The organism is Terrabacter tumescens (assembly GCF_014646815.1).
GTDB lineage: Bacteria > Actinomycetota > Actinomycetes > Actinomycetales > Dermatophilaceae > Terrabacter > Terrabacter tumescens.
The window spans coordinates 61,472-71,976 of the sequence record NZ_BMNZ01000012.1 but is presented as its reverse complement, the minus strand read 5'-3'; the positions used below and the strand labels follow the sequence as shown (position 1 = coordinate 71,976).

The window sequence follows — 10,505 nt, the reverse complement described above, 5'->3', positions numbered from 1 at the left end:
CCACCATGGACCGCAAACCAGACCACTGTCAGGGATGTCCCTTCACACTCCTGTCAGGGATGTCCCTTCAAAAGACATGACCCGTGTGGGCGTCGGTTTCACCTCGAACGGCGAGACATCCCGGGTCAGGCGGCGGCGCTCTCGAGCTGAGCGTGTCCCTGCGCCACCTGGGCCATGAAGTCGTCGGTGAAGACCCTCAGGCCGACGAGGTCGATCCGCAGGGCGCGGTCGCCCTTGAGCACGAGGGCGTTGGTGCGGAGGTTGTCCGTCGAGACAGCCAGGGCGCGCCGGTGCTGGACGCCGTCGATCTCGACCACGAGCCCGTTTCGCCAGCGGACGTCGAGGTAGACGCGGCCGCGGTCCGTGTGGACGACGACCTGCCGATCGGGCTCGGGAAGTCCGCGCTCGCGACACAGGTGGGCGAAGTCGAGCTCGCCCAAGGACTGCACGCCGAGCGCGATGTCACGCACCACGTTCTTGACGAAGGCTCGGCGCCGTCTGCCCCGGAGCCGCTTGGTCGTCCGCAGCAGTTCCTCCGGCGAGGCCAGTCCCTGCTGGGCGGTCATCAGCAGGATGAGGGCGGCCTGCCGGTCGCTGACGGCCCAGTGAGCCGCCCGAACCGCCGCTACGGCGGGCCGCGTGCGTGGGATCCCCGTCTGGAGAACCTCGGCGGGCACGCGACGGACGACCTTGTGCGCAGTCACCCCGCTCGGCCAGGTGACTCTTGCCGTGTGAACGACGGAGCAGTGGATCGCTGGATCGTCGTAGTGCTTCAGACCGGCGAGCCCCAACGCAGTGACTCCGTCGATGGCGGTCACGGCGGGCCCAACCTCCCAGACGGCTCGCCACAGGGACTCCTCGCGGCTCAGTGGACGAGTGTGCACCGCCACCGTGACGTCGCCGTGCACCACCCATCGCTCCGAACGGACCTCGTATGCCACGTGGCGTCGTTCGATGCCGGCTGACCGGAGCATCGCCCGCGACACCACCCCGCCGTGGCGGTCGGCGAGCTCACGGGCGATCCGCCTTCGTTCTGGACCCCTCATGTCTCCCAACGTCGCGGGCGTGACCGCCTCCAGCGAGCGGCATACGCGGCCTTGTGGATGACGAGGTCGCAGCGGCCGGGGGTGTGGAAACCCGGTGCGAGGTGATCCCGGCAGCGACGTCAGGTGCGCGATCACCTCGAACCAAGGATCGCCGACCGCCGTGTCGAGGTGATGTCGGCAGCGACGCGACTCCCGGGATCACCTCGAACCGCGGAAAGGAGGGGGTCAGAGGAGGGAGTGGACTGCCTCTAGGACTCTTTTGAAGGCGGGGGTGTCGGGGGTGATGACAGCGAAGTGGTCGGCGTCCGGCACGAGGTCCACCGTCACGTCGCCACCGGCCGCCTTCGCCTTGGCCACGTAGGCGTCGGCGACCTCGGGCGGCACGGTGTCGTCGTCAGCGCCGTTGACCAGGCGCACCGGCACCTTCGGGGGCAGCGTCGACATCGGGTCGGCAGAGGTCCAAGCGGCGGTGCCGGGGCCGGACCCGACGAAGTCACGCGTCGCGTCGGAGCCGAGGTGCAGCCGGTCCGCGGTCCCGAGGTCGACGACCCCGGCCAGCGAGACCACCCCGGCGATCCCGCGCTCGCGGGCCCACGGCTGGCCGGCCGCCCACGTCACGAGGTGCCCACCGGCGGAGTGGCCGACGAGGACGAGCGGCTTGGGCAGGTCCGGTTGGGCGGCCACCGACGCGAGGAGGTCGCGCACGTCGTCGAGGGTCCCGGGGACGCCGCCACCCGGCATACCGACTCGGCGGTACTCGGCCAGGACCACGTGGTAGCCCGCCCCGGCGAACGCCGCCGCCTCGGGACGGGCGTGCTCACGGTCGTACTCCGCGCGCCAGAAGCCGCCGTGCACCACGACGACGGTCCCCGTCACGGCGGGCGCGCCGGCAGCCGGCGCGATGACGTCGTAGACCTGCGCCGGGTCGCTGCCGTAGGACCGCGTCGGCGCCCCCGGAGCGCTCGCGGCGGACGTCGTCGAGGGGCTGCTCGTCATGGGCGTCATCGTGCCACCGGCCCCGCCGGCGCACCCCGCGAGGGCCGTGCTGACACTGAGTAGGGTGAGGGCCATGACCCAGTGGGAATACCTCACCGCACCGCTTCTGATCCACAACACCAAGCAGATCCTCGACAACTTCGGGGCGGACGGGTGGGAGCTCGTCCAGATCGTCAACGGTCCCGACGGCACGAGCCTCGTCGCCTACTTCAAGCGCCCGAAGTCCTGAGGAGCCACCGCACCATGTCTGCAGTCGAAGACCGCCTGTCCGAGCTCGGCCTCACCGTACCCGAGGTGGTGCCGCCCGTCGCCGCCTACGTCCCCGTCGTCCGTGAGGGCGACCTCGTCTACACCTCCGGTCAGCTGCCCATGGTCGACGGCTCCCTCGCCGCGACCGGCAAGGTCGGCGCCGAGGTCGACGCCGAGACCGCCAAGTCCCTTGCCGAGACGTGCGCCCTCAACGCGATCGCGGCCATCAAGTCCGAGATCGGCGACCTCGACGCGGTGACCCGTGTCGTCAAGGTCGTCGGTTTCGTCGCCTCCGACCCGGGCTTCACCGGCCAGCCCGGGGTCATCAACGGCGCGAGCGAGCTGCTCGTCAAAGCCTTTGGTGACAAGGGGATCCACGCCCGCTCGGCCGTCGGTGTCGCTGCGCTCCCGCTGGACGCACCCGTCGAGGTCGAGGTCATCGTCTCCGTCGCCCGGTGACCGGTGACGGTGGTGCACGCGTGAGCGACACGACGCGACGCTTCGCCCTGACCACGACGCCCGGCATCTCCGACGCGGCGTCACGCTGGCTCGCCGGCGAGCGCTGGGACGAGGCGGTCCCGCGCCGCGCGAGCACCGTGATGCTCGTGCGCGACGGGGCCGCGGGGCCCGAGGTCTTCATGCTGCGGCGCGTCTCCGAGATGGAGTTCGCGCCGAGCATGATGGTCTTCCCCGGCGGCGGGGTCGACGAGCGCGACGGCGAGCTCGGCCTGCCCTGGGCCGGCCCCTCGCCGGCCGAGTGGGCCGAACGCCTCGGCTGCTCGCCCGCAGAGGCGCAGATGTATGTCGCCGCCGCCATCCGCGAGGTCCTCGAGGAGTGCGGCGTGCTCCTCGCGAGCCCGTCCGCGAGCGGACCGCTGGCGTTCGTCGGCGGCCCCGAGTGGAGCGAGATCCGCCGTGGCCTCGTCGAGCGACGCCTCTCGCTCGCCGACGTGCTGCACGACAAGGGCCTCGTCCTGCGGTCGGACCTCATCGTCGCCAAGGCGCACTGGCTGACCCCGGTCTTCGAGCCGCGGCGCTACGACACGTGGTTCTTCGCCGCGGTCATGCCACCCTTCCAGGTCGCCGACGGCGACACCTCCGAGGCCGACCACGCCGACTGGTTCGTCCCGTCGGAGCTGTTGGAGGCGTATGCCGCGGGCTCGGCCCTCATGCTGCCACCGACGGTCATGTGCGTGGAGGAGATCCGCGACGCCCCTTCTGCTGCAGCGGTGGTCGTGCACAGCGAGTCCCTGCCGCTCATCATGCCGGAGGTCGTCGACGGCCCCGACGGGGCGGCGATGGAGATCGTCGAGCGGTGGGCCGAGCAGTGATGTGGCGGACCCGGCCGATCCGGCCGATCCGGCCGACCTGGCGGACCCGACGGACCCGACGGGTCGGGTGAGGGGCTGATGGAGGGCGCCGCGCCCGATCCGGGCTGGCACGGCGGGGCCACGAGCGAGCGCGCCGAGTGCGTGCTGTGCCCCAACCCCTCGCCGATGACCCTCGACGGCACCAACACCTGGCTGCTCGCCGAGCCGGGCTCCGACGAGGTCGTTGTCGTCGACCCGGGCCCGCTCGACGAGGGCCACCTCCAGGCGGTGCTGCGGCGGGTCGAGGAGTCCGGCCGCCGGGTCGCGCTGACCCTGCTCACGCACGGGCACGCCGACCATGCCGAGAGCGCCGACCGGTTCCACGAGCTGACCGGCGCGCCGGTGCGGGCATTCGGCCGGGGCCACGACGACCTGTGGCCGGGGGAGACCATCCAAGTCGGCGGCCTCGAGATCCTCGCCGTGGAGACCCCAGGCCACACGAGCGACTCCTTCTCCTTCGTGCTCCCGGCCGACAACACGCTGCTCACCGGCGACACGATCCTGGGGCGAGGCACGACTGTCGTCGCCTGGCCCGACGGCAGGCTCGAGTCCTACCTCGCCTCGCTCGAGCGCATCGAGGGGCTGACCCGGTCGGGCGCCGTCACGAGCCTCCTCCCCGGGCACGGGCCCTTCGTCGCCGACGCCGCTGCCACCGTGACCTTCTACCTGAGGCACCGTGCGGAACGGCTGGACCAGGTGCGGGACGCGGTCGCCCGAGGTGCGCAGACGGCATACGCCGTCGTGGAGCAGGTCTATGCCGACGTGCCGCGGAGCGTGTGGCCCGCGGCGGAGCTGTCGGTGCAGGCTCAGCTGGAGTACCTCCGCGAGCACGGATGAGCCTGCGATGAGCCTGCGATGACCCCGGAGACCGGCCTCGAGGCGCTCGTCGCGGCGGCCGTGGCGCTCGTCGGGCAGCGGCGCCGCGTGGTGCTCGGGATCGCCGGGGCGCCGGGGTCGGGCAAGTCGACGCTGGCCGAGGCGCTCGTCGATGGCGTCGCCGCGCGTGAGGGCGACGGGTGGGTCGCGCACGTGCCGATGGACGGCTTCCACCTCGCGGACGCGCAGCTCGACCGGCTCGGGGCGAGGTCGCGCAAGGGGGTTCCCGACACGTTCGACGCCGACGGCTACGCCCACCTGCTGCGACGCATCACGGCGGAGCCGGACTCGTGGGTCTATGCGCCCGGCTTCGAGCGGACGCTCGAGCAGCCTTTGGCCGCAAGCATGGTCGTCCCTCCGTCGGCTCGGCTCGTCGTGACCGAGGGCAACTACCTGCTGCTGGCCGAGGCGCGCTGGGAACGGGCGCGCGCCGAGCTCGCCGAGGTCTGGTTCGTCACGGGAGACGAGGAGCTGCGCCGGTCGCGGCTCGTCGAGCGGCACGTGGCGTTCGGCAAGGAGCCGGAGGCGGCCGAGGCGTGGGTCGCGCGGAACGACGACCCGAACGCGACCGTGGTCGCAGCAGCGGCAAGTCGGGCCGATCGGATCGTGGTCAACGGTCCGGAGGGCTGGTCGTTCGGCGCTGTGAGGTAGGCGCGTCGTCGAGATCTCGGCGGGTTCACCTCAAACGGGTTCAGCGGGCGCGGCGCTTGAGGCGCTCGACGTCCTGGAGCAGCACGGCGCGCGCCTCGAGACGCAGCCAGCCGCGGGTCGCGAAGTCGGCGAGCGCCTTGTTCACCGTCTCGCGCGAGGCGCCGACGAGCTGTGCGAGCTCCTCCTGCGTCAGGTCGTGGCTGACCATGATGCCGCCCTCGACCGGACGGCCGAAGCGCTCGGACAGGTCGAGCAGGGCCTTGGCGACGCGGCCGGGGACGTCGGTGAAGACGAGGTCGGCGAGGTGGGCGTTGGTGCGGCGCAGGCGCTGGGCGAGCGCGGCGAGCAGCGTCTTGGACACCTCGGGGCGGCCCGTGAGGATCGCGGTGAGCGACTCGTTGCCGAGGCCGAGCAGCTGCGTCTCGGCGACGGCGGTGGCCGTCATCGTGCGCGGGCCCGGGTCGAAGAGGCTGAGCTCGCCGAACATCTCGCCCGGACCGAGGATCGCGACGAGGTTCTCGCGGCCGTCGGGGCTCGTGCGGCCGAGCTTGATCTTGCCCTCGGCGATGACGTAGAGCGTGTCACCCCGGTCGCCCTCGTGGAAGAGCACGTCGCCGCGCTCCATGTGCGACCGGCTCATCTCGGACTGCAGGGCGGAGGCCGCCTCGTCGTCCAGAGCCTTGAACAGGGGCGCACGCCTCACCACGTCGAGATCCACGGGGTCAGTGTGCCACGTCGCCCCCGCCGTCGCCGTGCCACCGCGGGCAATTCGCCTGCGGGTCCGCGACGGCGGCTCGGCGCCGTCAGTCGTCGATGCGGTAGTCGATCGGCTTGCACACGCCGTTGTTGGACTTCTCGGCGGAGCAGGCGGTCAGGCCCACGACGAGGTCGGCCTCGGCCCGGAGCACGAACCGGTCGCCGGCGCGAGACGTCGGCGGGTCGATGTGCAGCTCGCCGTTCCGCTCGGCCCAGACGTTCATGAAGATGTTGAGCGTCGTCGAGATCCGGTCGGGCTCGACCCCGAACGTGGCCATGTTGGTCGCGAGGTTCTCGAAGCAGCTGGGGTGGTAGGCGCCCTCGAACTCGGGGTAGAGCAGGTCGAACGTCTGCTGCGAGCACGGCGTCAGCAGGATGTCGTGGTGCCCGCAGGTGTCCTCGACGACGGTCGCCATCGGCCGGCTCCGGTTGCTGTAGAGCACGCTGCCAGCCGTCACGGCGGTCGAGTTGGCGTAGTCGATGGTGCGCCCCGAGCTGAACCACTCGTCGCGCTCGTCGTCCATGACGGCGAAGAAGTCGCTGACCTGCTCGCCGGTCGGGTCCACGACCGTGAGGCGCTGCCCGGCCTTGAGCAAAAAGGCGGTTCCGGTTTGGGGGGCGAGCCGCGTCAGGGTCATCCCGTCACGGTAGTCGCCGGGTGGCTGGACGACGGGGCCGCCGGGTCCGAAGTGGCGGTCAGTCGTGCCGAGTCGTGCGTCCTGCGAGATCGTCATGCCTGTTCCCCTGGTCGATGTGGGTGCTGGTGCTGTCGTGCGTGTCGGAGCTGTCGGGCGCGTCGGCGCCATCGGCGCTGTCGGCGCTGTCGGTGACCGGCTTCAGGTCGAGCGGCGGCTCCCAGCCGGCCGCGTGGCGGCGGCCGGAGTACTGCAGGGCCTCGGTGCTGTCGCCGTGGTCGGCGACCATCGGGTTGATGAAGCCCTGGAGGTCCTCGTCGCGGCGCCGGATCGTGGTGCGCATGCCGTCGAAGCGCCCCTCGGCGCGCAGCTGCTCGAACTGGCCGTGCGGGTTGAAGACGAGCGTCGGCAGCGGCGCCCGCCGGGCGACGCGCGAGGCGGCCGGGTGGAGCCCGACGATGAAGTACGCCGTGCCGCCGGCGCTGAAGGCGAAGTGCGGGTCGTTGGGGTCCGAGCCCACGCCGTCGGCCCACGACTCGTCGTCGGCGTCGTGCAGCCGCTGGAGCAGACCGAAGAGCGAGGCCTCGAAGCTCGCCTCGCTGCTCGGCAGGGGCCCGCGGAAGGTCGCGATGAAGGAATGGAAGCCGCTCTCGCCCTCGATGGAGCGGGCGAACTCCTGGAGCCGCCCCAGCAGGTCGGCCGGCACGTCGGGGTCGTCCATGTCGTCGAGGACGGCGTGCGCGACGCTGCCGCGTCGGAAGACGGACTTGGCTCCGAGGCAGGGGAACTCGGCATGGGTGACCATGAGCTCGAGGGCTCGGACCACGTCGGCATCCGACGCGTGGGCGAGGTCCATGCCGGCGAGCAGGTCGAGGGTCGTCTCGAGCCCGCGGGGCTCGTCCGGTCCCGTCGGCTGGGCAGACAGGTCCAGCCGCGCGGTCTCGCCGGTTGTAGGTGCTGAAGTGCGCGTATCCGTCGACATGTCGGACTCCTCTCGCTCAGGCAGCACGTACCCACCTCGGGTGCCGTTTGCGCGAAACCCTGTACACGCGGGCGCGGACGGCGTGACCCAGCCCGGCGGCATACAGTGTCGTCCGTGTCCCCCCGAGCACTCGTGATCGACGACGAGACCCCCGTCGCGCGGACCCGACGCGCCCGCAAGATGTACCGCGCGCTGCACGAGCGCTACCCGTACGCGCACTGCGAGCTCGACTTCACGACGCCCCTCGAGCTGCTCGTCGCGACGATCCTGTCGGCCCAGACGACGGACGTCGGGGTCAACAAGGTGACGCCGATCGTCTTCGCGAAGTACCCGACGGCCGCCGACTACGCGAACGCCGACCGCACCGAGCTCGAGACGATCATCCAGCCCACCGGCTTCTACCGGAACAAGGCCGACTCGCTCATCAAGCTCGGCATGGCGCTCGTCGAGCAGTTCGACGGCGAGGTGCCGCCGCGCCTCAAGGACCTCGTGACGCTTCCCGGGGTCGGTCACAAGACGGCGAACGTCGTGCTCGGCAACGCCTTCGACGTCCCCGGCATCACCGTCGACACGCACTTCGGCCGCCTCGCGCGCCGCTTCGGCTGGACCGAGGAGGAGGACCCGGTCAAGGTCGAGCACGAGATCGGGCGGCTGTTCATGCGCAAGGACTGGACGATGCTCAGCCACGTCGTGATCTTCCACGGGCGCCGCACGTGCCACGCGAAGAAGCCCGCCTGCGGAGCGTGCCCCGTCGCGCGCTGGTGCCCGAGCTACGGCGCGGGCGAGACCGACCCGGACAAGGCGGCGAAGCTCCTGAAGTACGAGCTGGCGCCGAAGTGACCGACGTCGTCAGCCGGATCGCGTATGCCGGCAGGTCGGGTTCCATCGAGCCGTCCCCGGCGCTCGGGGCCGGGTCGCTCGCACGTCCCGCGTGGCTGGACGAGCTCGCCGTGCGGCTGGAGAGCGTTGCGCCCGAGTGGTTCTCGCGCTTCCTGCCCCCGGAGGAGGGTGGACGGGAGTCCGCGGTCCTCATCCTCTTCGGTCCTCCGCCGGCCGGCGCCGAGGACGAGGGCGAGCACGTCGTGCTCATCGAGCGCTCGCACACGATGCGCACCCAGCCGGCCCAGATCGCCTTCCCCGGCGGCTCGCGCGACCCGGAGGACGACGACCTCGTCGCCACCGCACTGCGCGAGGCCGAGGAGGAGACCGGCGTGGACCCGGCGGGCGTCGACGTCGTCGCGCAGCTGCCCTCGCTCTTCCTCGCCCCGGCTCAGTTCGTCGTGGCCCCGGTGCTCGGCTGGTGGGCCCGGCCCTCGTCGATCGGTGTCCGGGACCCGGCCGAGGTGCACGACGTGCTCTCCGTGCCGGTGTCGCACCTCGTCGACCCCGCGACCCGCTTCTCGGTGACGCACCCGTCCGGCTACGTCGGTCCGGGCTTCGACCTGGACCACCTGCTCCTCTGGGGCTTCACGGCCGGGCTCATCAGCAGCGTGCTGGAGCTCGGTGGCCTCGCACAGCCGTGGGACGCGGACGTCATGCGGCCGCTGCCCGAGCGCTACCTCGCGGGGAGGCGGTCGTGAGCGGCAGCGTCCTGCTCGACATCGCCCTCGTCCTGCTCCTGCTCGCCTACGGCTACTCGGGCTACCGCTCGGGGCTCATCCAGAGCGTGTTCTCGCTCGTCGGCTTCTTCGCGTTCGCGATGCTCGGGGTCTGGCAGCTGCCCGAGCTCCTCGTGCGCTGGCAGTCCGTGGCCGACGACGACCGCACCCGGGTGCTCGTCCTGCTGCTCGGGGTCGTCGTCCTCGGCTGGATCGGGCAGTACCTCGGCAGCCTGCTCGGCTCCCGGATCAGGCGCCGGATGGGCCAGACCTCCCTGCGCCACGTCGACTCGGTGCTCGGCGCCGTCGTCGTCACCCTGGCCGCGAGCCTCATCATCTGGTTCATCGGCGGCGCCCTGCGCACGGCCGGCAGCCCGGCGCTGTCCAAGGCCATGGCGGAGTCCAAGGTGCTGCAGGTCGTCAACTCGGTCGTCCCCGAGGAGACCGGACAGGTCTTCGCGAGCTTCCGGGGCTTCCTGTCGAGCCAGGGCTTCCCGCAGGTGTTCGGCGGTCTCGCGCCGGAGCCGATCACGCCCGTGCAGGACCCGGACCCGGCAGTCGCGCAGTCCCAGGCCATCCGCTCCGCCGGCCGGTCCGTCGTCAAGGTGACGACGCAGTCCCAGTCGTGCCAGCGTGGCCAGGAGGGCACCGGCTGGGTGCTCTCGCCGGGTCGCATCGTCACCAACGCCCACGTCGTCGCCGGCGCCGACGAGGTCCGCGTCCAGGGCGGCGACCAGGTGCTGCGCGCCCGCGTCGTCGTCTTCGACTCGCGGCGCGACCTCGCCGTGCTCAGCGTGCCGGGGCTCCTCCTGCCGCCGCTCCCGCTCGGCGGCGAGCTGAAGCGGGGCGACTCGGCAGCCGTGCCGGGCTATCCCCTCGACGGGCCCTACCGCGTCGTGTCGGCCCGCGTCCGGGCCCAGCTCGACGCCCGGGGCCTCGACATCTACGGCCGCGAGCGGGTCGTCCGTGAGATCTACTCGCTCGCCGCGACGGTGCAGCCGGGCAACTCGGGTGGTCCGCTGCTCGACACCAACGGCCAGGTCGTCGGCGTCATCTTCGCCAAGTCGCTCGAGGACGACTCGACGGGCTACGCCCTGACGCTCGCCGAGGCCAAGCCGGTCCTCGACGAGGCCGCCGCGGCCGGGGCCGAGGTCGACACCGGCGCCTGCGTCGCCGGCTGAACCGTCGAGAGGCCAAAGTTCGTCGGTGCCCCGCAGTCGAGAGGCCAGTTCGCGACGGACTTTGGCCTCTCGACGTGTCAGAGGTCGCAAACCTTGGCCTCTCGACGTGTAAGAGGGGGCCACTCGTGGCCTCTCGACCTGTCGGGGGTCGCAAACTTTGGCCTT

General features: G+C 71.7%; 13 protein-coding genes. 8 read left to right on the top strand and 5 right to left on the bottom strand.

Going from position 1 to position 10,505, the window contains the following annotated elements; all coding sequences use genetic code 11:
• Positions 1–125: 125 nt before the first annotated feature.
• The gene (locus IEY30_RS21005; protein WP_030203591.1) at positions 126–1,046 is read right to left on the bottom strand and encodes a putative endonuclease domain-containing protein; all 921 of its coding nucleotides are present in this window, start codon (positions 1,044–1,046) and stop codon (positions 126–128) included.
• Between the two features lie 225 nt (positions 1,047–1,271).
• Complete coding sequence (locus IEY30_RS21000) at positions 1,272–2,042, bottom strand: alpha/beta hydrolase family protein (protein WP_162181039.1); 771 nt, start codon at positions 2,040–2,042, stop codon at positions 1,272–1,274.
• A 73-nt stretch (positions 2,043–2,115) separates the two neighbouring features.
• On the opposite strand from IEY30_RS21000, the gene sp36 reads away from it, so the two are divergent.
• From sp36 to IEY30_RS20975, 5 genes are all read left to right on the top strand, one after another.
• On the top strand, positions 2,116–2,271 hold the full coding sequence (gene sp36 / locus IEY30_RS20995) for a Sp36 family protein (RefSeq protein ID WP_142179199.1): 156 nt from the start codon (positions 2,116–2,118) through the stop codon (positions 2,269–2,271).
• Between the two features lie 14 nt (positions 2,272–2,285).
• The gene (locus IEY30_RS20990; RefSeq protein WP_030203586.1) at positions 2,286–2,750 is read left to right on the top strand and encodes a RidA family protein; all 465 of its coding nucleotides are present in this window, start codon (positions 2,286–2,288) and stop codon (positions 2,748–2,750) included.
• Between the two features lie 20 nt (positions 2,751–2,770).
• The gene (locus tag IEY30_RS20985) at positions 2,771–3,622 is read left to right on the top strand and encodes an NUDIX hydrolase (RefSeq protein ID WP_030203582.1); all 852 of its coding nucleotides are present in this window, start codon (positions 2,771–2,773) and stop codon (positions 3,620–3,622) included.
• A 78-nt stretch (positions 3,623–3,700) separates the two neighbouring features.
• Positions 3,701–4,498 carry an MBL fold metallo-hydrolase gene (locus tag IEY30_RS20980; RefSeq protein WP_030203580.1) on the top strand — a complete coding sequence of 266 codons (798 nt, stop codon included), beginning with the start codon at positions 3,701–3,703 and terminating at the stop codon, positions 4,496–4,498.
• A gap of 18 nt (positions 4,499–4,516) precedes the next feature.
• Positions 4,517–5,188 carry a nucleoside/nucleotide kinase family protein gene (locus IEY30_RS20975; protein ID WP_030203577.1) on the top strand — a complete coding sequence of 224 codons (672 nt, stop codon included), beginning with the start codon at positions 4,517–4,519 and terminating at the stop codon, positions 5,186–5,188.
• A 40-nt stretch (positions 5,189–5,228) separates the two neighbouring features.
• Here IEY30_RS20975 and IEY30_RS20970 read toward each other — a convergent pair whose 3' ends face one another.
• The 3 genes from IEY30_RS20970 to gntA all read right to left on the bottom strand — a co-directional run bounded on the left by IEY30_RS20970 (position 5,229) and on the right by gntA (position 7,561).
• Positions 5,229–5,906, bottom strand: a complete 678-nt coding sequence (locus IEY30_RS20970; protein ID WP_030203573.1) for a Crp/Fnr family transcriptional regulator — start codon at positions 5,904–5,906, stop codon at positions 5,229–5,231.
• 85 nt (positions 5,907–5,991) lie between these two features.
• The gene (locus IEY30_RS20965; RefSeq protein ID WP_030203571.1) at positions 5,992–6,678 is read right to left on the bottom strand and encodes a DUF1989 domain-containing protein; all 687 of its coding nucleotides are present in this window, start codon (positions 6,676–6,678) and stop codon (positions 5,992–5,994) included.
• Entirely contained in the window at positions 6,641–7,561 is a 921-nt protein-coding gene (gene gntA / locus IEY30_RS20960) for a guanitoxin biosynthesis heme-dependent pre-guanitoxin N-hydroxylase GntA (RefSeq protein WP_052359076.1), read from the bottom strand. Before gntA ends, IEY30_RS20965 begins: the two co-directional genes overlap by 38 nt.
• A 180-nt stretch (positions 7,562–7,741) precedes the next feature.
• Here gntA and nth point away from each other — a divergent pair, with 180 nt between their 5' ends.
• The 3 genes from nth to IEY30_RS20945 are packed head-to-tail and all read left to right on the top strand — an operon-like array spanning position 7,742 to position 10,340.
• Positions 7,742–8,401 (top strand): endonuclease III, encoded by a 660-nt coding sequence (gene nth / locus IEY30_RS20955; protein ID WP_229675132.1) that lies wholly within the window; start codon positions 7,742–7,744, stop codon positions 8,399–8,401.
• A complete protein-coding gene (locus IEY30_RS20950; protein WP_030203561.1) occupies positions 8,398–9,141 on the top strand; it encodes an NUDIX hydrolase in 744 nt (247 codons plus the stop codon). The genes nth and IEY30_RS20950 overlap by 4 nt, the downstream gene beginning before the upstream one ends.
• On the top strand, positions 9,138–10,340 hold the full coding sequence (locus tag IEY30_RS20945) for a MarP family serine protease (protein WP_030203558.1): 1,203 nt from the start codon (positions 9,138–9,140) through the stop codon (positions 10,338–10,340). Before IEY30_RS20950 ends, IEY30_RS20945 begins: the two co-directional genes overlap by 4 nt.
• Positions 10,341–10,505: the final 165 nt, after the last annotated feature.

Bases quoted from the DNA above. Each gene is read 5' to 3' on its own strand.
- IEY30_RS20990 (WP_030203586.1), top strand. From the start codon at position 2,286: ATGTCTGCAGTCGAAGACCGCCTGTCCGAGCTCGGCCTCACCGTACCC.
- IEY30_RS21005 (WP_030203591.1), bottom strand. From the start codon at position 1,046: ATGAGGGGTCCAGAACGAAGGCGGATCGCCCGTGAGCTCGCCGACCGC.
- IEY30_RS20965 (WP_030203571.1), bottom strand. From the start codon at position 6,678: ATGACGATCTCGCAGGACGCACGACTCGGCACGACTGACCGCCACTTC.
- IEY30_RS20975 (WP_030203577.1), top strand. From the start codon at position 4,517: ATGACCCCGGAGACCGGCCTCGAGGCGCTCGTCGCGGCGGCCGTGGCG.
- IEY30_RS20980 (WP_030203580.1), top strand. From the start codon at position 3,701: ATGGAGGGCGCCGCGCCCGATCCGGGCTGGCACGGCGGGGCCACGAGC.
- sp36 (WP_142179199.1), top strand. From the start codon at position 2,116: ATGACCCAGTGGGAATACCTCACCGCACCGCTTCTGATCCACAACACC.
- gntA (WP_052359076.1), bottom strand. From the start codon at position 7,561: ATGTCGACGGATACGCGCACTTCAGCACCTACAACCGGCGAGACCGCG.
- IEY30_RS21000 (WP_162181039.1), bottom strand. From the start codon at position 2,042: ATGACGAGCAGCCCCTCGACGACGTCCGCCGCGAGCGCTCCGGGGGCG.
- nth (WP_229675132.1), top strand. From the start codon at position 7,742: ATGTACCGCGCGCTGCACGAGCGCTACCCGTACGCGCACTGCGAGCTC.